Here is a 24,729-nt window from a genome sequence, read left to right as displayed (position 1 = left end):
TGACTGGTTCCCCGGTCACCTGCCCTGGGAGGCCACCCGATGAAGCAGGGCCCTCTCCCCTCGGTCGACTCGTCCGACGACGTGTCCGGCCACACCGAACTGCCCAGCTGCGGCCCGCTGCCCATCCGCACGGGCGTGACCGGTCCGACCCCCGAGGAGCCGCTCGGCGTGGTCGCCGTCGGCCCGGCCGGCGCCGAGCGGCGTACCGTGCTCGCCACCCTGCTCGGCCTCGACCCGGTCATGCTCACCGTGCCGGCGGGCAGTTGGCTGGTGGTGCGGCACGCCAAGGTGCCGACCCGGGCGGCGTTCGTCCCCGGCTACCGCCAGCCCTACTCGTACGGGGCGGACCGTGACGCGGCCGGGCCGGCGCTGGCCCGCCCGCCCCGACGGGTCGAGTTGAGTGTGGCCGAGCCGCTGCTGCGGCACTTCACGCTTGTCGACACACCAGACACGGGCACGCTCGGCGTGGCAGGCGTCCGGGTTCTGCTGGACGCGGTGGGCAGGGCCGGCGCGCTGCTCTTCGTGATCGCGGCCGACCAGGCGTTCACCGCCACGGAGCTGAATCTGCTCGCCGAGGTCGCCCCGACCGGCGTGGAGGTGACCTTCGCGGTCACCCCTGGCGCGGCGGGCTGGGGTCCGTCGGGCGAGTGCGCGGCGTCGGCGGGGACGTTCGCCTCGCCGGACGAGGTGGATCCGGTGGCGGTGACAGTGGAGGCGCACCGTGCGGCGCTCCTGGCCGCCGTGCCGGCGTTGGCCGGCGCGCGCTGGTTCCCGGTCGCCGACGCCGCCTCCGCCGCCGACCTGCGCCGGGCCCTGGTGGGCTGGTCCGCGCGTGAGGGCCTGCAACGCGCCAGCGCCGATCCTCCGGTGCTGCCCGGCCAGCACGACCGGGTGGCCGTCGTCGCCGATCCGGGGGACTGGGCCGAGCAACTCGACCGGCAGACCCGCTCCTGCTCGCAGCGCATCCGTCAGCATCTCGCCCTGGAGTTGGCAAACATCCACCTGCGGGCCGTTCAGGAGATCGTCTTCGGGGTCGGCTGCCCCGGCCTGCCCGACCTGCTGGACCGGGAGATGGCCGCCCTGTCTTTGCTCGCCACCACGCAGTGCGACCACGCGGTACGCGGCATCCTGTCCGACGCGGCGGCCCGGGTGCTCGGCGCCCCACCCGCCGAGGGTGTGCGCCGCCGGATCGCCACCGCCGTGCAGTACGGCCTGACCGACCACCGCAACGGCGGCGACCTGGACCGGGTGTTGTTGATCACCAGCACGGCCGGGGTGGCAAACCTGACCGGCACGGACGCGATCGACGCGCTCGCCGGCTATCCGGCGTCGTCCCGCGACGAGGTGCTCCCGCCGGTGGCGGTGGCGCTCTCCGGCGGGTGCTGGCAGCAGTGGCGTACGCCCGGCAACGCCGACCACAACGCGGCGCGGGCCTGGTCCCAGCGGGCGTTGCGGGAGGTCGAGCTGGGGTTGTCCCGGGAGATCTCCCGGCGATTCGAGGTGATCCGTCTCTCGCTCGGCGCGGTGCTCTCCGATGCGGTCGACCACGGCATCCTGCTCGCCTGACGGCGTGGTCGACCCACCGTCAGGGCTCGCCCCACCCTTCGCGGCCGACGACGTCCCCGGCGGGTCCGGCGCGGCCGGAGTGGGCGATCCTCGCCGGGCCGGCGTTCCGGTTCCTCGGTTCCGGGAAACCGGTGGCACGATGGGGGGCATGGCGGCTCCACAGGTTGCACCGGTCGAGACGCCGGACACTGACGAGGTGCCGGCGGCTGACCGGCAATGGGTGACGATCGTGTGGGACGACCCGGTCAACCTGATGACGTACGTGACCTGGGTCTTCCAGAAGCTCTTCGGCTACAGCCGGGAGAGGGCCGAGCAGCTCATGCTTGACGTGCACCACAAGGGCCGGGCGGTGGTCTCCACCGGCGCGCGGGAGCGGATGGAGCACGACGCGTCGCAGCTGCACGCGTACGGGCTGTGGGCGACGGTGGACAAGTCGTGAGCATGTTCCGTCGCCAGGCCGGCTGCTATGTCGCCACCTTCGCCGTCGACGAGGTGCGGGTGCTGCGCAAGGTGGCCTCCGAGGTGGTCGGCCTGCTCACCGATGGCTTCGACCACACCGACCCGGTCGTCGGCCGGCTCTTCCCGGCGGTCTACCCGGAGGACGTGGCGGGCTCCGCCGAGTTCCGCCGCTACACCGAGGGCGACCTGAAGACCGCCAAGATCGATCAGGCGGGCGCGATCCTGGCCGCGTTGCCGGACGAGGCCGGTGGTGAGGTGCGGCTGGACGCCGAGGCGGCCGAGGCGTGGCTGCGGGCGTTGAACGACGCGCGGCTGGCGATGGGTGTCCGCCTGGAGATCAAGGACGGCACCGACCTGGGCGAGGAGCTGGACGACGCGGTCACCGAGGACCCGGGCTCCAGCCGGGTGTTCCAGCTGTCGGTCTACGCGTATCTCGGGTATCTACAGGAGTCGCTGCTCAACGCCTTGATCGACTAGGCGTGACCGGCACCACTTCAGCCCCCGTCCGACAGGGGTTAGGCTGGTGCACGTGCTGAGCATCGACCGGTCGATCATCGACGCGATCGTCGCCCACGCGCGCCGGGACCACCCCGACGAGGCGTGCGGCGTCGTCGCCGGTCCCGTCGGCGGCGACACCCCGACCCGGCACATCCCGATGGACAACGCGGCGCGTTCGATGACCTTCTACGAGTTCGACTCGATGGAGCATCTGCGCGTGTGGCGGGAGATGGACGACCGCGACGAGGAGCCGGTGGTCATCTACCACTCGCACACCGCCACCGAGGCGTACCCGTCCCGGACCGACGTCTCCTTCGCCGGCGAGCCGGGCGCGCACTACCTGCTCGTCTCGACCCGCGAGCCCGACTCGGAGGAGATCCGGTCGTTCCGGATCGTCGACGGCGTGGTGACCGAGGAGCCGGTCCAGATCGTGGAGGCCGCCGTCGACCCGCACGCCGTCCAGTCGTACATGTTCGGGCAGAGCCCGGCGACGGTCGACTACGAGTGTTCCGGCCGCTGATCCGTCAGCGTCCGCACCCGTTTCGTCCCGTCACCCAGGCACACCTGAACGAGGAGCACGACATCATGGCTATCGAGGTTCGCATCCCCACCATCCTGCGCAGCTACACCGGCGGCGCCAAGGTCGTCGACGGCGCCGGCGACACCCTCGGCGACCTGCTCACCGACCTGGACTCCCGGCACGCCGGGCTGCGGGGCCGGCTGGTCACCGAGGCCGGCGCCCTGCACCGCTTCGTCAACGTCTACGTCAACGACGAGGACGTCCGGTTCCTCGGCGCGTTGGACGCCAAGCTCTCCGACGGTGACAGCGTCACCATCCTGCCGGCGGTGGCCGGCGGCGCGTTCGGCTTCGCGGCCGCTGCCGCGATCAGCCAGCACGCCGTCGCTGCTCGCTGAGGACGGCCGCCATGGCGCGGTACGACAGCCTGCTCGACGCGTGCGGGGGCACACCGCTCGTCGGTCTGCCCCGGCTCTCGCCGACGGTGCCCGAGGGTGCTCCGCCGGTGCGGCTCTGGGCCAAACTGGAGGACCGGAACCCGACAGGCAGCATCAAGGACCGGGCCGCGCTGTTCATGGTCCGTGCCGCTGAGGAGGCTGGCCGGCTCCGCGCGGGTGACACCATCCTCGAACCGACGAGCGGCAACACGGGCATCTCGCTGGCGATGGTGGCGAAGCTGCGCGGCTACCGGCTGGTCTGTGTGATGCCGGAGAACGTCTCGACCGAGCGGGTGCAGTTGCTGCGCATGTACGGCGCCGAGATCATCTTCTCGCCGGCGGCGGGCGGGTCGAACCAGGCCGTGGCCACCGCGAAGCAGATCTCCGCCGAGCATCCCGACTGGGTGATGCTCTACCAGTACGGCAACGAGGCGAACGCCCGGGCCCACTACGAGACGACCGGGCCGGAGTTGCTGCACGACCTGCCCACCATCACGCACTTCGTGGCCGGGCTGGGCACGACGGGCACTCTCATGGGCACCGGTCGCTATCTGCGGGAGAAGGTCGACGGCATCCAGGTCGTGGCCGCCGAGCCGCGTTACGGCGAGCTGGTCTACGGGCTGCGCAACATCGACGAGGGGTACGTGCCGGAGCTGTACGACGCCTCGGTGCTGTCCCGGCGGTTCTCGGTGGGCACCCGGGACGCGGTGCTGCGCACCCGGCAGCTCGTCGAGGTGGAGGGCATCTTCGCCGGGTTCTCCACAGGGGCGATCCTGCATGCCGCGCTCGCGGTGGCGCACGAGGCGGTCCGCGACGGTCGCCGGGCCGACGTGGCGTTCGTGGTCTGCGACGGCGGTTGGAAGTACCTGTCCACCGGCGCGTACGGCGGGACGCTGGCCGACGCCGAGGACGCCCTGGAGGGCCAGCTCTGGGCCTGACCGGAATGGTCGTTGGGTACGGGCCGTCGACGTCTGCGTCGGCGGCCCGAACGCTGCCGGCACCACTGTGAGCAGGTGTCACGTTCGTGACAAGTTCCAGCGGATGATTCTTGCCTTCGGGTCCCTCAGCGTAGGCTGCCCAGCGTGGCGTACGCGTCGGTAGAGATCATGTCTGGAGCGACGGCCGGCACCAATACTACTGACAGTGACAGTGGGACGACCAGATGCGACTGACCGTCCTGGGTTGTGCCGGCAGCTTTCCCGGCCCCGAGTCCCCGTGCTCGGCGTACCTCGTCGAGGCCGAGGGCTTCCGACTCCTTGTCGACTTCGGTTCCGGGTCGCTGTCCAGCCTCCAGCGGTACGCGGGGCTGCACGCCCCCGACGCGATCCTGCTGACCCACCTGCACTGCGACCACATCCTCGACGCCGTCACGTACGTGGTCGTCCGCCGGTACGCCCCGGAGGGTCCCTATCCGGCCCTGCCGATGTACGCGCCCGCCGGCGCCCCCGACCAGCTCAGCGCCGCGTACCACGACGACGGCACGGTGGAGGACGTCTACCAGTTCTACGCGCTGGAGCCGGGCACGTTCCCGATCGGCCCGTTCACGGTCACCGTCGACCGGGTCAACCATCCGGTCGAGACGTACGGGGTGCGGCTGGAGCACGACGGCAGGTCGCTGTGCTACTCGTCGGACACCGCGCCGTGCGACGCGCTGCTGCGGCTGGCCCAGAACGTCGACGCCTTCCTCTGCGAGGCGAGCTTCCTCGACGGGGTGGACAATCCTCCGGATCTGCACCTGACCGGCCGGGAGGCCGGCGAGACGGCGACCAAGGCTGTGGTGGGTCGGCTGCTGCTCACCCACCTGGTGGCGGCCTGGGGCAGCGAGGCGCACACGTTGGAGTCGGCCGCCTCCGCGTACACCGGGCCGATCGACGTGGTCCGGCCCGGCGCCAGCTACGACATCTGACCTCGCACACGCCCGAGGTGGTAGGCGCCGGCCGCGGTCGCCGGAATCTCCGGATGCGCGACGCGGACACCGGTCGGGACACCGCGGCGGAGGTGGATCACCGCACCGCATAGGGTGCAGGCATGGCGCGACCTGACGGGCGAGGGCCCTCTCAACTTCGACCGGTGACCCTGACGCGGGGCTGGAGCACCCACCCGGAGGGCTCGGTGCTCGTCGAGTTCGGCGGCACCCGGGTGCTCTGCACGGCGAGCGTCACCGAGGGGGTGCCCCGCTGGCGCAAGGGCTCCGGGCTCGGCTGGGTGACCGCCGAGTACGCGATGCTGCCCCGGGCCACCAACACCCGCTCCGACCGGGAGAGCGTCAAGGGTCGGGTCGGTGGCCGGACCCACGAGATCTCCCGCCTGATCGGCCGCAGCCTGCGCGCGTGCATCGACCTCAAGGCGCTCGGCGAGAACTCGGTGGTCCTCGACTGCGACGTGCTCCAGGCCGACGGCGGCACCCGCACCGCCGCGATCACCGGCGCGTACGTCGCGCTGCACGACGCGGTCAGCTGGCTGGCCGCCCGCAAGTCGCTCGCCGGCAAGCCGGAGAAGGTCATGCACCGTTCGGTGGCCGCGGTCAGCGTGGGAATCATCGCCGGCGAGCCGCGCCTCGACCTCTGCTACGAGGAGGACGTCGCCGCCGAGGTGGACATGAACGTGGTGTGCACGGGCGCGGGCGACTTCGTCGAGGTGCAGGGCACCGGTGAGGCTGGCGTGTTCGCCCGGGACCAGCTCGACAGCCTGCTCGACCTGGCCGTGGCCGGGTGCGCCGAATTGGCCGAAGCCCAGCGAAAGGCACTGCTGTGAACAAGGTCCTGCTGGCCACGCGCAACCAGAAGAAGCTTGTGGAACTCCAGCGCATCCTGGACGCCGCGCTCGGCGCGCACCGGGTCGCCCTGCTCGGGCTGGACGACGTCGAGGACTATCCGGAGCTGCCCGAGTCCGGTCTCACCTTCGGCGAGAACGCGCTGATCAAGGCCCGGGAGGGCTGCCGGCGCACGGGGCTGCCGACGATCGCCGACGACTCCGGTCTCGCCGTCGACGCGCTCAACGGGATGCCTGGGGTGCTCAGCGCCCGCTGGGCGGGCAGGCACGGGGACGACCGCGCCAACCTCGAACTGGTGCTGGACCAGATCGCCGACCTGCCCGACGACCAGCGGTCCGCCTCCTTCGTCTGCACCGTGGCCCTGGTGCTGCCCGGCGGCAAGGAGCACCTGGTCGATGGCCGGCAGTCAGGTCGCCTGCTGCGTACCCCGCGCGGTGACGGCGGGTTCGGCTACGACCCGATCTTCCTGGGCGACGGGCAGGACCGGACCAACGCCGAGTTGACCCCGGCGGAGAAGGACGCGATCAGCCACCGTGGCAAGGCACTGCGGGAGCTGGCCAAGCTGGTCGCGAAGGTGCTGCCGCCCGCCGCCTGACGTGCGCGAGGTGCTGCCGCCCGCCGCCTGACGTGCGGCGGACGACAGCGACCGGGCGGAGGTCAGCCCAGCGGGCCGATCTCCCGTTCGATGGCGGCGCGCAGCTGCGGGCCGGCCACCACCGCGCGGGCCGCCTCCATGACGGGGGCGAGGAACACGTCCGGGCCGGGTTCGCCCGCCGCCCCGCCCAGGGCGGCGACGGCGGCCCGACCGGCCGGCGACGGCACCAGCGGCGCACGCAGTTGGAGCCCGCGTACGCCGGCCAGCAGCTCCACCGCGAGCAGACTGGTCAGGTTGTCCAGGACTGTGCGCAGCTTCTTGGCCGCCGCCCAGCCCATCGAGACGTGGTCCTCCTGCATGCCGCTTGTGGGAAGCGAGTCCACCGACGCGGGGGAGGCCAGACGCCGGTTCTCCGCGACGATCCCGGCCGCCGTGTACTGGGCGATCATCAGCCCGGAGTTCACCCCGGCGTCGGGGGAGAGGAACGCGGGCAGTTCCCGGGACCGGGTGACGTCGAGCAGCCGGTCGACCCGCCGCTCGGCGATCGCCCCCACCTCGGCGGCGGCGATGGCGAGGAAGTCCGCGGCGAAGCCGAGCGGCGCGCCGTGGAAGTTGCCTGTCGACTCGACCCGGCCGTCGGGCAGCACCACCGGGTTGTCCACTACCGACACCAGCTCCCGGCCGGCGACGGTGCGGACGAAGTCCAGGGTGTCCCGGGCCGCGCCGGCGACCTGCGGGGCACACCGCATCGAGTACGCGTCCTGCACGGCGTGCGCCAGGTCGTCGCGGTGCGAGTCCATCACCCGGGAGTCCTGCAACAGGCGGTGGATGTTCGCCGCCGACGTCGCCTGACCGGGGTGCGGGCGGATCGCGTGCAGCTCGGGCAGGAACGGCCGCTCCGAACCGAGCATCGCCTCGATGGCCAGCGCGGCAGTCACGTCGGCCATGGCGAACAGGTGCGCCGCGTCGTGGATGGCCAGCAGCAGCATGCCGAGCATGCCGTCGGTGCCGTTGATCAGCGCCAGCCCCTCCTTGGCGGCCAGCTCGATCGGCTTGAGCCCGGCGGCGGCGAGCACGTCGGCCGCGTCGCGCCGCTCGCCGGCCGGCCCGAGCACCCAGCCCTCGCCGAGCAGCACCAGCGCGCAGTGCGCCAGCGGCGCCAGGTCACCTGACGCGCCGAGCGAGCCGTGCTCCGGCACCCACGGGGTGATGTCGTGGTTGAGCAGGTCGACGAGCGCCTCGGCGACAAGCGGGCGGACGCCGGAGCGGCCCAGCGCGAGCGACCGGACGCGCAGCAGCATCATGGCCCGGACCACCTCGCGGGGCATGGGCGCGCCCACCCCTGCGGCGTGCGAGCGGATCAGCGCGTGTTGCAGCTCGGCCCGCCGCTCCGGCGCGACGAAGGTGTTCGCCAGCGCCCCGAACCCGGTCGACACGCCGTACACGGGCCGTCCGGCGGCCTCGATGCCGTCCACGATGGTGCGGCTGGTCGCCATGGCCTCCCGGGTGGCCGGGTCGAGGACCACCGTGGCGGTGCCGCGGGCCACCGCGAGGACGTCGTCGGCGGAGATCCCGGTGGGCTGGATTGTCACGTTCGTCATTGCGGAACTCCGTTGAGCAGAACCTTGCGGATCAGCGGGACACCGGGCCGGTAGGCCAGGTGCAGGTAGGACGGCGCGTCCAGGACGACGAGGTCGGCCCGCGCGCCGGGGGTGAGCACGCCGACGTCGTCGCGGCGCAGCGCCCGCGCGCCGCCGACGGTCGCGGCCCGGACCGCCTCCGCCGGGGTCATCCGCATCTCGCGGACCGCGAGGGCGATGCAGAAGGGCATCGACGAGGTGTACGACGAGCCGGGGTTGCAGTCCGTCGCCAGCGCGACTGTGACACCGGCGTCGAGCAGCCGGCGGGCGTCGGGGTAGGGCGAGCGGGTGGAGAACTCGGCGCCGGGCAGCAGGGTGGCGACGGTGGTGGTGTGCGCGCCCGCGAGCGCGTCGACGTCGGCGTCGGACAGGTGGGTGCAGTGGTCCACGCTCGCCGCCCCCAGCTCCACTCCGAGTTGCACGCCCGGGCCGGGGCCGAGCTGGTTGGCGTGCAGTCGTACGCCCAGCCCCACGGCCTGCCCGCAGGCGAGGATGGCCCGGGCGTGGTCGACGTCGAAGGCGCCCCGCTCGCAGAACACGTCGATCCACTTCGCGTGCGGCGCGGCGGCGGCAAGCATCGGCCCACAGACGAGGCCGACGTAGTCGTCGGGACGGTCGGCGTACTCGGCGGGCACCACGTGCGCCCCGAGGAAGGTGGTCTCGGTGCTGGTCTCGGCGGCGATCCGCAGCGAGCGGGCCTCGTCGGCGACTGTCAGCCCGTACCCACTCTTGATCTCCATGGTCGTGGTGCCCTGGCGCAGGGCCTCCCCGCGCAGTCGGCGCACGGTGGCCCGCAGGTCGTCGTCGCTGGCGGCCCGGGTCGCGCCGACAGTGGTGCGGATCCCGCCGCCGGTGTACGGCTCGCCGGCCATCCGGGCGGCGAACTCGGCGGCCCGGTCCCCGGCGAAGACCAGGTGGGCGTGGCTGTCCACGAAGCCGGGCAGCACGGCCGCCCCGCCGGCGTCCACCCGCCGGTCGGCGGCCGGCGCGTAAGCGGCCGCGCCGACCCAGGCCACCCGGCCCTCCTCGACAAGCACTGCCGCGTCGCGGCGGATGCCCAGCGGGCCCTCGCCGAGACCGTTGGTGACCAGCTCGCCGATGTTGTCGACAAGCAGGCTGCCGCTCATGACGGCGTCACCGCCTCGATCGACGCCGCCAGTTCGGCTGGCACGTCGACGCTCAGGTGCCGGCCCTCGGCCACCACCACCCGACCGTCCACCACCACCTGGTCGACGTCCGCAGCCCCGGCCGCGAAGAACGCGCCCACCGGCGGGACCCCGGCGGTGCGGGCGCTGTCCAGCCGTATCGTCACCAGGTCGGCACGGGCGCCGACGGCGATCCGCCCGGCGTCGGCCCAGCCCAGCGCCGCGTGCCCGGTGGCGCTGGCGGCGGTCAGCAGGTCGACGGGGCTGAAGTGGCCGCGCCGGCGGGTACGCAGCCGCTCGTCCAGCTCCACGGCCCGGGCCTCCTCGAACAGGTCGATCACGGCGTGGCTGTCGCTGCCGAGGCTCAACCGGATGCCCGCCTCGGCCATGAGCCGGGCCGGGCCGATGCCGTCGGCGAGGTCGCGTTCGGTGGTCGGGCAGAGGCACACCCCGGTCCGACTGTCAGCGAGCACCGAGAGGTCGGCGCTCGTCGGGTGGGTGGCGTGCACGGCTGTCGTGCCCGGCCCGAGGACGCCGTGTTCGGCGAGCAGAGCGGTGGGGGTACGCCCGTGCACGGCCCGGCACTCGTCGTTCTCGGCGGGCTGCTCGGAAAGGTGCACGTGCAGGGGCGCCTGCCGGTCCCGGGCCCAGTCGGCGACCGTGCGGAGCTGGTCGGCGGGGACCGCCCGCACCGAGTGCACGGCCGCGCCGACCCGGGCGTGGCCGTCGGTGGGCCGGAACGCCGTCGCCCGCTCGGCCCACCGCGTCGCGTCCCCGTCACCGAATCGCCGCTGCGGCCCGGCGAGGGGACGGCCGTCCACGCCCGCGCTCAGGTAGCAGGTGTCCAGCAGGGTGAGCCGGATCCCGGCGTGCGCGGCGGCCTCGACAAGCGCCACGCCCATCGCGTTCGGGTCGTCGTACGCGCCGCCGTCGGGCCTGTGGTGCAGGTAGTGGAACTCGCCGACGCACGTGATGCCCGCGAGGGCCATCTCGGCGTAGACGGCGCGCGCCAGGGCGAGGTAGGTGTCCGGGTCCAGCCGGTCCGCGACGGCGTACATCCGGTCACGCCAGCTGAAGAAGTCACCCCGGCCGCCGTGGGTACGCCCCCGCAGCGCCCTGTGGAACGCGTGCGAGTGCGCGTTGGCCAGCCCGGGCAGGGTCAGACCGGGAAGCGGCACGGCGTCGGCGTACACCTCCACCCCGGCCGGTGGCCGGCTTCCGGGGGTCAGCGGCGTCACGGCGCTGATCCGGCCGTCCTCGACCTCGATCAGCACGTCGGGCGTGGGTTCGGCGTGCTCGGGCAGCCAGGCGTACTCGGCGAGCCAGCGGGTGGAGGTCATGCTCCCAGCCTCCCTTCGGTGCGACCCTCCGGCGGGCACACCACGTCGATCAGCCGCATGTCAGCTCCTCCAGCACGCGGGCCAGCGCGCGCACCCCAGCGGCGCAGTCCTCGTCGGTGGCCGCCTCGAAGGGGGAGTGCGACACCCCTGTCGGATTGCGCACGAAGAGCATCGCGGTGGGCAGGTGCGCGGCGAGCACCCCCGCGTCGTGTCCCGCACCGGTGGGCAGCACCGGGGCGTCGAGCAGCGTGGCCAGCCGCTTGGCCAGCCCACCGTCGAACGCGACGAGCGGGGTCACCGACTCCTCTGTGACTGTCACCTCCGTACCGTCGCGGCGGGCCCGCTCGGCGAGCTTGCCGCGCACCGCGTCGACCAGCCCGGTAAGCGTCTCCGGGTCGGCGGCGCGCGCGTCCAGCCAGCCGGTCACCTTCGACGGGATGGCGTTCGTGGCGTTGGGTTCCACGGCGACCCGGCCGACTGTGGCGTGCGCGCCGCGCAGCCGGGCCTCCTTGTTCGCCGCCAGCACCGTGAACGCGTAGGTGAGCATCGGGTCGCGGCGGTCGGCCATCCGGGTGGTACCCGCGTGGTTTCCCTCGCCGACCACCTCGAAGCGCCAGCGGCCGTGCGGCCAGATCGCGCTCGCCACCCCGACCGGCGTGTCCGCGTCGACAAGCGCGCGGCCCTGCTCGACGTGCAGCTCCACGAAGGCGCCGAACCGGGCCAGCAGGTCCGGCCGGGCACCGGCCGGCCGGTCGCCGAGCGCCTCGGCGAAACCCACCCCGGCCGCGTCGCGCAGGCCGGCGGCGCGGTCGGCCGCAAGCGCGCCGGTGAGCAGCCGCGACCCCAGACACGGTACGCCGAAGCGCGCCCCCTCCTCCTCCACGAACGCGGCGAGCACCAGCGGTCGGGTCGGGGTGACCCCCGCGGCGCGCAGCTCGTCCACGGCCAGGAACGCGCTGACGATGCCGAGCGGCCCGTCGTACGCCCCGCCGTGCGGCACCGAGTCGAAGTGACTGCCGGTCAGCACCGCGTCGGAGCCCTCCGGGTTACCCCAGTGCGCGAAGAGGTTGCCGTTGCCGTCCCCGGTGACCGGCAGGCCGCGCCGCTGCGCCTGGGAGCGGAACCAGGCACGCAACTCCAGCTCGGTCTCCGTCAGGGCGTAGCGCAGGTAGCCGCCGCTGCCGGCGTCCCGCCCGACCGGCGCGATCTCGTCCCACAGAGCCCGGAACCGGCTCGACAGGTCGTCGCTCACGCGCCGCCACCCTCCGCCATCGGCACCCGCACGCCGGTCCGCGCGGCGACGTCGCGGGCGATGTCGTAGCCGGCGTCGACGTGCCTGATGACGCCCATCGCCGGGTCGTTGGTGAGGACCCGCTCGATCTTCTGGCCGGCGAGGGCGGTGCCGTCGGCGACGCAGACCTGACCGGCGTGGATCGACCGTCCGATGCCGACACCGCCGCCGTGGTGGATGGACACCCAGGAGGCGCCGCTCGCCGTGTTGACAAGCGCGTTCAGCAGCGGCCAGTCGGCGATCGCGTCGGAGCCGTCGGCCATCCCCTCGGTCTCCCGGTAGGGGCTGGCGACGCTTCCGGTGTCCAGGTGGTCCCGGCCGATGACGACAGGGGCGGAGAGTTCACCGGAGGCGACCATGTCGTTGAACCGCACACCCGCCCGGTCCCGCTCGCCCTGACCGAGCCAGCAGATCCGGGCCGGTAGGCCCTGGAAGGCGACCCGCTCACCGGCCAGCTTGATCCACCGCGCGAGGGACTCGTTCTCCGGGAACAGATCCAGGATGGCCCGGTCGGTGGCGGCGATGTCGGCCGGGTCGCCGGAGAGCGCCGCCCAGCGGAACGGGCCCCTGCCCTCGCAGAACAACGGCCGGATGTACGCGGGCACGAAGCCGGGGAAGTCGAAGGCGCGCTCGTACCCACCGAGCTGCGCCTCACCCCGGATCGAGTTGCCGTAGTCGAACACCTCGGCGCCGGCGTCGAGGAAGCCGACCATCGCCTCGACGTGCCTCGCCATCGACGCCCGCGCCCGATCGGTGAACTCGGCGGGTTTCGCCGCCGCGTAGTCGCGGCCGTCGGCCAGCTCCACGCCCACCGGCAGGTACGCCAGTGGGTCGTGCGCGCTTGTCTGGTCGGTCACGATGTCGATCTCCACGCCCCGGCTGAGCAGGTCGGGGAAGACCTCGGCGGCGTTGCCCACCACGCCGACGCTCAGCGCCCGCCGGTCCCGCTTCGCGGCGAGGACCCGCTCGACCGCGTCGTCGAGGGAGTCCGCGACCTCGTCCAGGTAACGGTCGTGCACCCGCCGGTCGAGGCGGGTCCGGTCCACGTCCACGATCAGGCAGACGCCGTCGTTCATGGTGACGGCGAGGGGCTGCGCGCCGCCCATCCCGCCGCAGCCGGCGGTGAGCGTCAGCGTGCCCGCCAGGCTGCCCCCGAACCGTTTGGTGGCCACCGCCGCGAACGTCTCGTAGGTGCCCTGGAGGATGCCCTGGGTGCCGATGTAGATCCACGAACCGGCTGTCATCTGCCCGTACATGGTGAGGCCGAGCTGTTCGAGGCGGCGGAACTCCGGCCAGGTCGCCCAGTCGCCGACCAGGTTCGAGTTGGCCAGCAGCACGCGGGGCGCCCACTCGTGCGTGCGCATGACACCCACCGGGCGGCCCGACTGCACAAGCATCGTCTCGTCCTCGCGCAGGTCGGTGAGCGTACGGACCAACGCGTGGTACGACGGCCAGTCCCGCGCGGCCCTGCCGGTGCCTCCGTAGACGACCAGGTCGTCGGGGCGTTCGGCCACCTCGGGGTCGAGGTTGTTCATCAGCATCCGCAGGGCGGCCTCCTGCGGCCAGCCCCGGGCGGTGAGCTGGCTGCCCCGTGCGGCACGGACAGGCTGGGTCATCTCTGGTCTCCTCCGGTCATCCGAGGAACAACTGTCGGCGGGCCGCGGAGGCTTCGAACGCCTCCAGTCGGCGTTGGGTGTCGGCCGGCGCGGCGTCGCAGATCGCCTGCAACAGCACCATGGCAAGGGTCATCGGGGCGGTGTGCAGGTCGAAGACGAGCTGCGCGCCGACAGCCGCGGGCAGCACCACGTCGGCGTGCTCGGTGGCCGGGCTCACCGGGGAGTCGGTGATCGCCACCACTGTCAGCCCGGCGGCGCGCGCCTCGCGCAGCGCGTCGAGCGTTTCCCGGGGATAACGGGGCAGCACGAAGGCGAGCACTGCGGACGCGCCTGCCTCAGCGGCCTGCTCCAGGCGGTCGGTGAGCAGGCTGCCGCCGTCGTCGAGGACCCGTACGTCCGGGTGGACCTTGGCGGCGAAGTAGGCGAAGTACGCGGCCAGCGGCGCGGCGGCGCGCAGGCCGAGCACCGGAAGCGGACGGCTGGCGGCGAGCAGCCGACCGGTCTCGGCGATCCGGTCCCGGTCGGCGAGCTGGCCGGCCAGCCGGTCCAGGTTGCCCATCTCGGCGCGTACCGCCTGCTGGAGCTCGTTGCCGGCGTCCGCCGGCGGGCCGGCGGCGGCGGTCAGGTCGCGCAGCCGACGGCGCAGCGCCGGGTAGCCGTCGTGCCCGAGCGCGACGGCGAACCGGGTGACCGAGGGCTGGCTGACCCCTGCCAGTTCGGCGACCTCGGCCGCCGACAGGTACGCCACTGCCGGCGCGTGCTGCACGAGGCAGTGGGCGATCCGCCGCTGGGTGGGGGTGAGCCGCACTCCGTCGAACAGGTCCAGCACCTGCTCGACCGACGCTCCTTCATTCACGCCGTGACTCTATGCATGAAAACTTTCAGGGGGCAAGGGTTCGCCCGTCCCACCACCCGCCACTCCGCCGACCGGCGGGGCGCTGGAATGGCACCGCCTCTGTAGGATCCACGGCGGTTGAGCTAAGGAGTGGCATGCAGCCGGAGAGCCCATACAGGTACACCCACATGTTGGGCGCGTGTCAGGTTGGTAAGGCCTGGGCCGCGGTGGACGGGCAGGGGCAGTTCGCCACCGTTGCCGTGCTGGACGGGGTCGCGGCGTCCGACGAGCGCTGGCGGGTGGCCTTCGGCAACGCGGCGAACGCGCTGGCCCAGGCGGCCGGCGGTCACCGCTACGCCGACGCCGACCTGACCGCCGCCCACCCGTGGGTCGCCTACCGGGCCGAGGAGGGGCACGCGCCGCAGCGGCTCTTCCAGAGCCTCGGCATGGACTACCAGCCGGTGCCCGACCCGCCGGTCTCCGCGCCGCCCACCTCGGCACCGCCCACGTCCGCGCCGCCCACCCCGCCCGTGTCGGGCGTGCCGCAGCAGGCCAGCGGGCCGCCGCAGTCCCAGACCCCCGAGCTGGTGTCGGAGAAGCCGCAGCTCCCGTGGGCGGTGCACATGTCCCCGGTCTCCGGCCAGCCGGTGTCGGCGTCCGCGCCGCCCGCGTCCGCCGCCCCGACCCCGGTCTCGGCCGCGCCGGCCTCGCCCGCGCCGACCACGCCCACACTGCCGCCGGTCTCGGCCGCGCCGCAGTCCCCGGCGTACGCCGACAGTGGCCCGTCGGTCCCGCCGTTCGACCCACTCTCCACCTCCGGCGGTCGGCGGATCGCCCCGGTGGCCCGTCCCCCGCGCAGTAGGACGGGCCTGTGGATCGGCGGCATCGTCCTGACCGCCGTCCTCGCCGCCGGCGCCGGCTTCTTCGGTGGCGGCGCCCGCGGTGGCGACACGCCCTCGGCGGACAAGTCGCCGGCCAGTCCGTCCACGCCGCTGTTCGAGAAGACCCAGTACGCCTTGAACAAGGCGAAGTTCGACCCAGACCTGGTGCCGCTCGCCGAGCCCTGGCTCGCCCGGATGGGCGACTGCGCGTCCGACCGGGAGGCCGGTGGCCCGAAGCTGCCGAAGGACGAGAAACGGCACGTCTTCTGCAGGTACGGCAACGTGTTCGTCCACTTCGCGCTCTTCGAGTCCACGACCACGAAGGATGCGGCGCGCGCCTACCGCGAGCAGCTCGCCTTCCTCGCCGGCACCCTCTCGCCGGGGATCCGGCAGGGGGCGCGCACCACCGGGGGTGCCAGCGGGGCCACCGGCAGCTACGTGGAGTACGCCGGCAACCCCGGTGACGGGCGTGTCATGTGCGGCATCTGGTGGGACCGGGACGACCGGCTGGGCGCCGTGTACTTCGAGACGCCGTGCGAGTCCGGTATCGGCGGCAACTGGGACGCGCTGCGCGACCTGTGGCACCGGAACAGCTGAGCGGCTGCCCTACCAGAACTCGTAGATGAGGAACGTGGCAGCCGGATAGCGGATCGTGGCCCGCAGCTTCAGGCAGGACTCGTTGATCTCGGTGCCAGTCACGAGGTACGTGACGCGGTTCTGCCGGAGGAAGGGGCCGCACGGCTCGGTGTTGACCAGGAAGTGGTCCGCCGCCGTGAGGGTGAAGGTCGTCGTCACCATCACGGCGGGGTTCCGGTCGAACGTGAACCAGACGTGCGCGTAGCGGTTGACGACGTACTCCTGCTGGTCCTGCACGGCGGCGCTCCGCCACAGCTGCGACTGCGGGTACGCGAAGACGCCGGACAGGGACGGGGCGCCGTTCATGGCGGCGAAGTTCTGGACGATGCCCACCTCCGCCGCCCATCTGGCGTCCGGATCGTCGGCGGTGATGGCCCGGATGGTCCGGGACAGCGGTGTCTGGGTCAGGATGGCCGTACCCCGGTAGAGCGGGTGGATGAAGGCCGTCATGGCGACCGAGAACGCCAGCAGGACCGACGCGGCCCAGGTGAAGCGGCGTCGGAGCGTCAGATACACCACAAACGGCACCGGAACGAGCGACAGGACGAAGCCGCCGAGGCCCAGGAAGCCGGGGAAGGCCCGCACCACGTGCAGGCTGAGGAGCGCCTGGACGAGCAGCAGCGCCAGCGTGTAGCCGATGACGACGGTACGACCCGGCAGCGCCGACCGCTTGTCGCGCAGCAGTCGGACGAACAGCACGAGCCCGATGAAGTTGAGCAGGCCGATGCCGATGAGCAGCCGCGTGTGCGGTACCCGGTCCAGGAACAGCAGCCGGCCCCACGCGTCCAGGTGGGACACGTACAGCCACGCGAGCGCCCCCAGGAACGCGAGGTTGACCAGCAGCAGCGGCCAGTCGACGACGCGCCTGCTCCGGTGTGACCGGTACAGCAGGTATAGACACGGCACGGTCAGGTACGGCAGGACGAGCAGGAAGTTGGAGTTCTCGCTCTGGTTGGTCAGGCCCTTGTCCGGGATGGTGTACTGCGCCGCCGAGCGGCTCGACTCCAGGCCCAGGCTGGTGTGTCCGGAGAACAGGTGGGCCAGGTCGAAGCCGCCGCTGCGGGTTAGCCGCTGGCCCGGGTAGGCGGTGTGCAGGACCGCGTTGATGGCGTCCAGCCGGGTGGTGACGAACAGGGCGACCAGGATGCCCGCGACCACGATCGACGCGGCGACGAGGCCCAGGTGACGCAGCAGGGGGTCACGCCGGGCGGTGTACCGCTCGACGAGGTGGCCCACGCAGAAGGCCGCCAGCGCCAGGACGCAGGGAATCTGGAAGGGCGGATAGAGGACGAGCGCGAAGCAGGTGAGCAGGTACGCCAGCAGCGCCGCCCAGGCGACGGTGGCGAGCAGCCGGGTCGACCGCAGCACGAGGACGAAGATTGTCGCGATGAACAGGGCGTAGTACAGCGGTCCGACGGTGATGTACTGGTACCACCACTGCACGAACGGGCTGAAGAAGAGCGTCAACGACAACCCGGCGGCGAGCCAGCGCTGGTCCGGTATCAGCACCAGCACGAAGAAGTAGCCACTCAGGATGAGCAGCACCGCCATGAGCCACCACTTGAACGCGAACGCGTAGTCGAGCGGGAGCACCAGGAACGCCAGATTGTGCGGCCGGAACGCGGCCGACCAGTCCTTGTACGGGACGTCCAGGACCACTGAGACGTCCGCGCCCTGCCCCATGTTGGGGTTGATCCGGGGGTATCCGGCGGCGTCCTGCGCGATGGTCAGCTGGGTGTTGACGATCCACTCGTCGGACCGGATCGGTTGTGGCTCGTTGGCCAGCAGGTTCGCGTCGTGCTGCGACCCGTAGAGCATCGACTGGTAGACGCCTATCGACGAGCCGCTGATCTGGAGGACGGTCAGCACCGTCAGCAGGACGGTGAGCAGGGCCGGGAAGAGCCAGATGCCGCGCAGGAAGGAGCGGCCGAGCCGCGCGACCCGGTCGCGGACCTCCGGTGGCGCTGCCCGGGGGAGCGGACCGTCGGCGGTGGTCACTGCCATCGGAGCCCCTCTCGTCATCGCGCGTCAGAGTCCTGGACCGCGGTCAGCGGCCGTTCGGGACGGGAGAGCCGACCAGACGGGCCGCCTGCCGGTGCCGGCGCGGCGCCGGTGGAAGCCCGGTCAGGAACTCCGGGAACATGCCGAAGAACGTCCGGGCGCTGCGCAGTTCAAGTGTGTGTGCCCGGGACCAGCGCAACGAGTTGGTCGCGCGGCCCCAGTGGTGTGTCCACCGCACGTCGCCGAGCAGCGCCACCGGATGTCCGCCGCGCCAGGCGCGCAGGCCGAGTTCGTGGTCCTCGTAGTAGAGGAAGAACTGTTCGTTCCAGCCGCCCAGGTCGATGAAGTCCCTGGTCCGTGCGGCGACCGCGGCGCCCATGACCCAGGCCACCCACACCGCCTCGCCGGGTGCGGCAGTCAACCGGTACGAGGCGTGCAACCGGGACAACGGCCAGATCTTCCGGTTGCCCAGTTTGGCGGTGGCGTAGGGGAAGCCGCGGCCGTTCGGTTGCGGTACGCCGTCCGCGGAGAGCAGTTGCGGCGCGGCCAGTCCGCCGTGCGCGTCGAGGTGTCCCTCCAGGACGGTGAACCCCTCGGTCGGGTTGATCTCCAGGTCCGGGTTGGCGAACAGGACGTACTCGCCCACCACCTCGCGGAGCCCGATGTTGTTGGCCCGGGAGAAGCCGACGTTCTCCGGTAGCCGGACGACCCGGGCGCCCAGCTCCTGCGCCACGGCCACCGAGTCGTCGGAGGAGCAGTTGTCCACGACGATCCACTCGTACGGTCTGGCCCCGCCCCGCCAGCAGGCGCGCAGCGTCCGCGCCGAGTTGTAGGTGACCGTCACGACACTCCAGCGTCGTCCCGTCATCACGCTCTCCGAACTCTCAGGTAGCTGATCAGGGTTGCGAAGCCGAACCGTTCGCCGGGCCACTGCCGACGGGCGCGCGGCCCGCCCCGCAGGCCCTCGCCCACCCCCCGCAGGAACGGTCGCAGCAGGCCCTGACGCACCCGGCGGACGGCCAGCGCGAGGTGCGCCAGGGCCAGCGCCGGGATCGCCACGAGCATCAGTGGCCAGGTGAAGGTGCGGGCCGCGACCAGGAGCCGGTTGCGGGCCAGCAGGAACGCGCGGAACGCCTGCAACGTGTGGTCACCCTCGACGCTGTGCCCGCCGGCGTGCGGCAGGACCAGCTCCGACCGGTGGGTGCGCACCCCGGACGCGTAGAGGCGGAAGGCCAGGTCGGCGTCCTCACCCCAGGCGAACAGGTGCTCGTAGAAGCCGCCGAACCGTCGGAACAGCTCGACCGGGAAGACGGCGGCTCCGCCCGACGGACCCAGCGGGCCTCTCGTCGCGGTGGCCGGCCGGTCGATGAACAGCGAGATCGGGTTGAGGTCGATGCCGACGTACTCGCCGCCGTGCATGGACAGACCGACCGCGATCGGCGCGCCGGTGACCTCGGCGATGGTCGCGCAGAGCGTCGCGAGGGCGCCCTCGGGCAGCCAGACGTCCGGGTTCAGCAGCAGGACGTGGCTCGTCGTCGTGCGCGCCACCGCCCGGTTGCAGCCGGTCGCGAAGCCCGGGTTCGCGGCGTCGGGCAGGTATTCGTAGCGGTCGTCGTCCAGGTGGTCGGCGATGATCTTCCGACAGCCGTCCTCCGGCGAGTTGTCGGCGAAGAGGAACCGCACGGGCAGGCCCTCGGCGCTGCGTACCCAGGTCGGCAGCGTCTCGGCGAGCATGCCGGCGGACCGGTAGAGCACCGTGACGATCGTCAGCGTTTCCACGTCGGCGTCACCAGCTTCGGCCAGGCCGGCAGCGCCAGCCTGGAGGGGTTGCTGACCAGGTAGAACGCGATGATCCCGGGGACGAGGGACAGCCAGAACGGCTGGATGACCGGGTAGAACTCGTAGACGCCGAAGGTGGCGTAGTAGATGAGGAACGCCCGCCCGATGTGGTGCGCCGGGCTGGGGACCTCGCTGAGCCGCCGTTCGGCGAAACCGACGATCAACCCGGTGAGGGCCAGCGCCACTCCCGCGCCGACCGGTCCGAAGTCCATCAGTGGCACCGCCACGAAGGTCGCTGTGTTCATGTAGAACGGCTGGCTGAGCCCACCGGTGATCTGGTAGAGGTCGACCGGCCCGAGGAGCCGCTCGCCGATCGAGCCGGTGAAGGTCAGCGAGTACCGCCCCCACGCCGGGTCGTACTCGTCCCGGTGCTCCCAGAGGCGACCGAACGTCTCCACCGACGAACTGAGCGACAGGTCGAGCGACCCGACACTTGTGGAGAGCGCGCTGCCGCCGTACTGAGCCCGGAACTGGTCCTCGAAGGTGCCGGTGCCGGCCAGGGTGCGCTGCCCACCCAGGTAGACGGCGCCGCCCACGACCCCGAGGCCGACCAGGACCACGACCAGGGCCGCGATCTGCCGGTGCCGGACACTCATGCCGCCCGACTCGCGTCGCGTGGAGAGCGCCGCGACGAGCGCCGGGACGATCCCGACCAGCACCGAGTTCTTGCTGGCGCCGAGTGCCGCCCCGAACGTGAAGACCACGACCAGCAGCAGGTACCGCCAGCGGCCCTCGGACCTGCCGTTGAGCACCCGCAGGAGGGAGATCGCCATGCCCAACGTCCACGCCTCCGCCAGCAGGCCCACGACGATGTTCGACCTGAGGCCCAGTTCGGCGCGGGCGACGTCCGGGTTGTCGGCGAAGAGCGGCGGCACCGCGCCGTGGAACTTCAGCGCACCCCCGATGACCGCGACGGCCAGCACGACGAGCAGGAAGGCCGTGAGGCGACGATCCGACGGCCACCGCAACGTGGGACGCGGCGACCGGCTCGCGGGGGCCGTCGTGGTGGCGGAGGGCCGGTCCTGGCCCGCCGGCTGGATCCACCACAGTGGAGGGGCCTTCGACGGCTCGGCGAGGGCGGGCCGACCACGGCCGGCCAGCCACCGACCGGCGTACCAGGCGGCGAGGAAGCAACCGACGAAGACACCGAGCACCGGGATGACGGCCCGGCCGGCCGGGGAGTCGTACGGGCCCGGAATCGTGATCACCGCGAGGAAGACGAGCGACCACGCGGCGGAGCACACCGCGAGCCACAGCGCGGACCGCACCGCGATGACCGCGACGGCCGCGAACGCCGCCACCGTTCCGGCTGCCGCGTCGACCAGGTAGATCGGTACGACGACGGCGACCGCGGCCACCCACAGCCCGGCGGTCAGGTACTTCTGGAAGATCATTCTGCGTTCCTCGTGAGGAGTGACCGGTACAGGCTCTGCCACCGCGTGACGCACCGGTCGAAGGCGTACTCCCTCGCGTACCGGTCCGCGACGGTGCGCCGCTGCTCGACGGTGGCCGTCGCGACGGCCTGGCGGATCGTGGCGGCGATCGACGAGGGGGTGAGGGCGCTCTGGAACGCCAGCGTTCCGGCCGCGTGCCGGGTCACCTCGGCGAGACCTCCCGCGCCGGAGTGGACCACCGGTACGCCGAGGGACAGCGCCTCCAGGGCGCTCAGGCCGAAGGCCTCGACCCGGGACGGCACGAGGAGACAGTCGATCCGGCGCAGGAAGTCGGCGGCGTCGACCCGGCCGACGGTTTCCACGTTCGGTCGGGCGGCCAGGGCCAGTGCCCCGGTGCCGGCGACGGTGAAGTCGGTGTCCGTCATGAGCGACGCGACGTCGGGTATCAGGTCGACGCCCTTCTCGGGCTCCAACCGGCCCAGGTAACCCACCACGGGCCGCCGGGACTCCGGTGGCGTCGGTGCCGGCGCGGGCCAGGCAGCCGGGAGGGGATTGGGGATCACGTGGACGTTCCGGACGTGGCCCCGGTTGCGCAGCTCGTCCGCCTCGAACTGGGACACGGCCACGCTCGCGTGCGGGCGCAGCCGGCGCATGAGCAGGTCGAGCGTGATGTTCGACTGGATGCTGGCCCGGCGCGCCACCGAGGGCGCCGTGTCGAGGAACTGCCACAGGCTGGTGTGCATGGTGACCACAAGTGGTGTGTCGCGGTGTGCGGTGGCCAGGGCGGCCCGCGAGTGCATCGCCGCGGACAGCAGGTGCGCGCAGACGACGTCCGGCCTGACCTCGTCGACGAGACGCCGAAGCGAACGGGCGTACCCCGGGTCGACCCGGCGGGCGGCGCCGAGGTTGACCCACGGAACTCCGGACTCCCGCAGGGAGGCGCCCACCTCGTCGTCGGAGGTGGCGGCGACGACGTCGACGCCGGTCCGCGCGTGCGCGGGGATGATCTCCGTCAGGATCCGCTCCGCGCCGCCGAACTGGCGCCGGCCGGACCCGCCGGTGGTGCAGACGAACAGCACCTTCATCGGGCACGCAGTCCTTCGACGGCGCCCCGTGCGATCGCCCGCCGTACCGGGCTCGGGCCGACGGCCGCGCGCAGCAGCACCCCGACCACGAAGGCGGCGCCGGCGATCTGACCCCGCCGGCCGGCCATCTGCCGGGTGGCCCGGATCAGCTCACGCGTCCGCCGCTGGGAGATCTCCTCCTCGGTCCAGCGCCGCCTGGCGGTGGCGTCGTCCTCGTGCATGATCACCGCGTCCGGCACGTACGCCAGGCGCAGGCCGCGCTGCTGCACCGCCCAGCACAGGCGCATGTCCTCGCCGTAGAAGAACGACGTCTCGTCGACGCCGCCGATCGCGTCGAGGGTGCTGCGCCGCAGCGCGACGAACGGCCCGGTCAGCCAGTCCGCCGTCGCCGGGTCGGCGATGATCCGCAGGTTCGGCAGGACCATGCTCAGACCGGTGGCGTGGGCGAGCCCGACGGGCACGCTCAGGAAGCGTCCGCCCTCCGTCCGTGGTTCGCCGGACGGGGCGACGACACCCGGGAAGGCGGCACCCACAGTGGGGTCGTCGAGTGCCCGCAGCAGACGCTCGACGGCCCCCTCGCGCACGATGATGTCGTTGTTCGACAGGATGACGTTCGCCCTGGTGGTGTGCCGGACACCCAGGTTCATCCCCCGGGCGTAGCCCAGGTTCGAGCCGGACTGGACGTAGCGGACGCCCTGCCGGGCGCAGAACTCCTCGAGTGCCTGGCGGATGTCGTCCGAGCTGCCGTTGTCGACCACGACGATCTCCGCCTCGCGGGGCAACGACAGCACACAGGCGCGCGTGCGGTCGTAGTCCTCCCAGGCGAGGACCACAATCGAGACATCCAACTCATACCGTCCCAGGGATCCGCGGCCGCGACCGTCGCAAGCTCGCACGAGAGATGAAGGCGTGTACGGCGTAGGCGAGCGACGAGGCCAGCGCCGCTCCGATCACCCCGCCCACCGGGATGACCCCGAAGTAGGCGGTGATCGCGACGACGAGGGTGATGACCGCCGCGACCGTCGTCGCCCTCTCGCCCCGCTTCTTCAACAGCAGGGAACTCCAGGTCTTGCCGGCCGCCGCGGCCAGCGTCCCCGGCAGGAGGCAGAGCCCCAGGACCCAGGCGAGCCGGTACTCCGGCCGCAGGAACCCCAGCACGGCCAACGCCGCCACGGCGGCCAGGGCCACCGGAACAGCCGACCGGACCACGGGCGCCGCCCGGTGCGCCGACGCGTCGACGTTCCGGTCGGCGAGGATCCGTTGGGCGCGCACCACGGCACCGGCCTGTGCGAACTCCAGCGCCGCGACCGCCAGGGCGTACACACCGAGCGGCCCGGCACCGACGAACCTGGCCACCAGAATCTGGTTGAACCGCAGCGTCATCATCTGCGCGAAGATCCCGGTGTGCAGGTTGCCGACCGCGCGCAGGTCGGAGCGGTAGTCAAGCGCGTCGGCCGTCGGTGCCGGCGCGGGCCCGGCCCGCCGGACCATCCCCAGCACCAGAGCGCACACGGCAAACGCGGTCACCCACTGGACGGCGAGCCAGACGACGCTCCACACACCGCCGTCGAGGTGCCCGGTGGTGAGCAGCGCCAGGTAACCACCGACCAGGACGGCGCCGCTCGCGGCGCGCATCGAGTAGACGGCGAGGAAACTCCGCTGCCGCAACGCGATCGACGAGACCGTGTTGGCGATGGTCAGACCGGCGGCGGAGCCCACACCGATCAGGTAGCTGCCGATCCCGCTCAGCGCCGTCAGCAGCGCGGCGGCGACCGCGGAGAGGAGCACCGAGGTCACGAACATCGCGAGGACCCACACCCGTCCACGGGAGAAGACCCAACCCGCCGGACGCGACAACAGGAAGGTGTCCAGCGACAGCCCGCCGACGGCCGCGCCCAGCGTGGCGCTGACCATGTTCGCGGACAGCTCACCGCGCTCGGCGGCGGGCAGGGCCACCGACACGACCGCCGCCAGGCCGGTCAGACCGAGGGCCGCGAGGTACAGGCGCTCCGGCGCGACGAGCCGCCGGAGGGGACCGGGCGCGGGAACGTCAGTGTCGTTCGGCGACGACCGACCGGCGTTGGACACCGACACGCTCTTCACTCGTCTCCCCCGGGTGGTGCGGCACACCGGCGGGGACGACGAGGTCCACACCGCTGGCACTGTCTACCCGAACGCTCC

At 72.5% G+C, this 24,729-nt stretch carries 23 protein-coding genes; 10 read left to right on the top strand and 13 right to left on the bottom strand.

Annotated elements, in window-relative coordinates:
- Positions 1 to 39: 39 nt before the first annotated feature.
- The 9 genes from AB0N27_RS12235 (at position 40) to rdgB (ending at position 6,845) form a co-directional block, all read left to right on the top strand.
- Positions 40 to 1,566 (top strand): hypothetical protein, encoded by a 1,527-nt coding sequence (locus AB0N27_RS12235; protein WP_364367370.1) that lies wholly within the window; start codon positions 40 to 42, stop codon positions 1,564 to 1,566.
- 148 nt (positions 1,567 to 1,714) lie between these two features.
- The gene (clpS, locus tag AB0N27_RS12230; RefSeq protein ID WP_139583456.1) at positions 1,715 to 2,005 is read left to right on the top strand and encodes an ATP-dependent Clp protease adapter ClpS; all 291 of its coding nucleotides are present in this window, start codon (positions 1,715 to 1,717) and stop codon (positions 2,003 to 2,005) included.
- Positions 2,006 to 2,007: 2 nt separating this feature from the next.
- Positions 2,008 to 2,502: a DUF2017 domain-containing protein gene (locus tag AB0N27_RS12225; protein ID WP_364370649.1), complete on the top strand. Its 495-nt coding sequence runs from the start codon at positions 2,008 to 2,010 to the stop codon at positions 2,500 to 2,502.
- A gap of 52 nt (positions 2,503 to 2,554) precedes the next feature.
- Positions 2,555 to 3,043, top strand: coding sequence for a M67 family metallopeptidase (locus tag AB0N27_RS12220; RefSeq protein ID WP_364367367.1), 489 nt, complete (start codon positions 2,555 to 2,557; stop codon positions 3,041 to 3,043).
- 65 nt (positions 3,044 to 3,108) lie between these two features.
- Entirely contained in the window at positions 3,109 to 3,438 is a 330-nt protein-coding gene (locus AB0N27_RS12215; protein ID WP_139583459.1) for a MoaD/ThiS family protein, read from the top strand.
- Positions 3,439 to 3,449: 11 nt separating this feature from the next.
- On the top strand, positions 3,450 to 4,415 hold the full coding sequence (locus AB0N27_RS12210; RefSeq protein ID WP_364367363.1) for a pyridoxal-phosphate dependent enzyme: 966 nt from the start codon (positions 3,450 to 3,452) through the stop codon (positions 4,413 to 4,415).
- Positions 4,416 to 4,639: 224 nt separating this feature from the next.
- Positions 4,640 to 5,383 (top strand): MBL fold metallo-hydrolase, encoded by a 744-nt coding sequence (locus tag AB0N27_RS12205; protein WP_364367360.1) that lies wholly within the window; start codon positions 4,640 to 4,642, stop codon positions 5,381 to 5,383.
- A 122-nt stretch (positions 5,384 to 5,505) separates the two neighbouring features.
- The gene (rph, locus tag AB0N27_RS12200) at positions 5,506 to 6,231 is read left to right on the top strand and encodes a ribonuclease PH (protein ID WP_357980489.1); all 726 of its coding nucleotides are present in this window, start codon (positions 5,506 to 5,508) and stop codon (positions 6,229 to 6,231) included.
- Complete coding sequence (gene rdgB, locus AB0N27_RS12195; protein ID WP_364367356.1) at positions 6,228 to 6,845, top strand: RdgB/HAM1 family non-canonical purine NTP pyrophosphatase; 618 nt, start codon at positions 6,228 to 6,230, stop codon at positions 6,843 to 6,845. Before rph ends, rdgB begins: the two co-directional genes overlap by 4 nt.
- A 62-nt stretch (positions 6,846 to 6,907) precedes the next feature.
- Here the strand turns inward: rdgB and hutH are convergent, their stop codons facing one another.
- Genes hutH through AB0N27_RS12165 form a run of 6 tightly spaced genes read right to left on the bottom strand, consistent with a single transcriptional unit; the run spans position 6,908 to position 14,733 of the window.
- Complete coding sequence (gene hutH / locus AB0N27_RS12190) at positions 6,908 to 8,446, bottom strand: histidine ammonia-lyase (protein WP_364367353.1); 1,539 nt, start codon at positions 8,444 to 8,446, stop codon at positions 6,908 to 6,910.
- Positions 8,443 to 9,612, bottom strand: coding sequence for an imidazolonepropionase (gene hutI, locus AB0N27_RS12185; protein ID WP_364367349.1), 1,170 nt, complete (start codon positions 9,610 to 9,612; stop codon positions 8,443 to 8,445). The genes hutH and hutI overlap by 4 nt, the downstream gene beginning before the upstream one ends.
- Positions 9,609 to 10,970, bottom strand: coding sequence for a formimidoylglutamate deiminase (locus AB0N27_RS12180; protein ID WP_364367346.1), 1,362 nt, complete (start codon positions 10,968 to 10,970; stop codon positions 9,609 to 9,611). Before AB0N27_RS12180 ends, hutI begins: the two co-directional genes overlap by 4 nt.
- Positions 10,971 to 11,019: 49 nt before the next feature.
- A complete protein-coding gene (locus AB0N27_RS12175) occupies positions 11,020 to 12,222 on the bottom strand; it encodes an allantoate amidohydrolase (RefSeq protein ID WP_364367343.1) in 1,203 nt (400 codons plus the stop codon).
- Positions 12,219 to 13,877 (bottom strand): urocanate hydratase, encoded by a 1,659-nt coding sequence (hutU, locus tag AB0N27_RS12170; protein WP_364367340.1) that lies wholly within the window; start codon positions 13,875 to 13,877, stop codon positions 12,219 to 12,221. Before hutU ends, AB0N27_RS12175 begins: the two co-directional genes overlap by 4 nt.
- A 16-nt stretch (positions 13,878 to 13,893) precedes the next feature.
- The gene (locus AB0N27_RS12165; RefSeq protein ID WP_364367337.1) at positions 13,894 to 14,733 is read right to left on the bottom strand and encodes a MurR/RpiR family transcriptional regulator; all 840 of its coding nucleotides are present in this window, start codon (positions 14,731 to 14,733) and stop codon (positions 13,894 to 13,896) included.
- Positions 14,734 to 14,867: 134 nt separating this feature from the next.
- On the opposite strand from AB0N27_RS12165, the gene AB0N27_RS12160 reads away from it, so the two are divergent.
- Positions 14,868 to 16,190, top strand: coding sequence for a hypothetical protein (locus tag AB0N27_RS12160; RefSeq protein ID WP_364367334.1), 1,323 nt, complete (start codon positions 14,868 to 14,870; stop codon positions 16,188 to 16,190).
- Between the two features lie 9 nt (positions 16,191 to 16,199).
- On the opposite strand, the gene AB0N27_RS12155 is transcribed toward AB0N27_RS12160, so the two are convergent.
- The 7 genes from AB0N27_RS12155 to AB0N27_RS12125 are packed head-to-tail and all read right to left on the bottom strand — an operon-like array spanning position 16,200 to position 24,651.
- Positions 16,200 to 18,233, bottom strand: a complete 2,034-nt coding sequence (locus tag AB0N27_RS12155) for a hypothetical protein (RefSeq protein WP_364367331.1) — start codon at positions 18,231 to 18,233, stop codon at positions 16,200 to 16,202.
- Positions 18,234 to 18,276: 43 nt separating this feature from the next.
- A complete protein-coding gene (locus AB0N27_RS12150) occupies positions 18,277 to 19,098 on the bottom strand; it encodes a glycosyltransferase (RefSeq protein ID WP_364367329.1) in 822 nt (273 codons plus the stop codon).
- A complete protein-coding gene (locus tag AB0N27_RS12145; RefSeq protein ID WP_364367326.1) occupies positions 19,098 to 20,009 on the bottom strand; it encodes a glycosyltransferase in 912 nt (303 codons plus the stop codon). Before AB0N27_RS12145 ends, AB0N27_RS12150 begins: the two co-directional genes overlap by 1 nt.
- Positions 19,997 to 21,463, bottom strand: coding sequence for a hypothetical protein (locus tag AB0N27_RS12140; RefSeq protein ID WP_364367323.1), 1,467 nt, complete (start codon positions 21,461 to 21,463; stop codon positions 19,997 to 19,999). The genes AB0N27_RS12145 and AB0N27_RS12140 overlap by 13 nt, the downstream gene beginning before the upstream one ends.
- Positions 21,460 to 22,548 (bottom strand): glycosyltransferase family 4 protein, encoded by a 1,089-nt coding sequence (locus AB0N27_RS12135; RefSeq protein WP_364367320.1) that lies wholly within the window; start codon positions 22,546 to 22,548, stop codon positions 21,460 to 21,462. The genes AB0N27_RS12140 and AB0N27_RS12135 overlap by 4 nt, the downstream gene beginning before the upstream one ends.
- Positions 22,545 to 23,396 carry a glycosyltransferase gene (locus AB0N27_RS12130; RefSeq protein ID WP_364367317.1) on the bottom strand — a complete coding sequence of 284 codons (852 nt, stop codon included), beginning with the start codon at positions 23,394 to 23,396 and terminating at the stop codon, positions 22,545 to 22,547. The genes AB0N27_RS12135 and AB0N27_RS12130 overlap by 4 nt, the downstream gene beginning before the upstream one ends.
- A gap of 1 nt (position 23,397) precedes the next feature.
- Positions 23,398 to 24,651 (bottom strand): hypothetical protein, encoded by a 1,254-nt coding sequence (locus AB0N27_RS12125; protein WP_364367314.1) that lies wholly within the window; start codon positions 24,649 to 24,651, stop codon positions 23,398 to 23,400.
- Positions 24,652 to 24,729: the final 78 nt, after the last annotated feature.

The sequence above is a fragment of the Micromonospora sp. NPDC093244 genome, assembly GCF_040683695.1.
Taxonomy (GTDB): Bacteria; Actinomycetota; Actinomycetes; order Mycobacteriales; family Micromonosporaceae; genus Micromonospora.
This window is presented reverse-complemented; position numbering and strand designations above follow the sequence as displayed.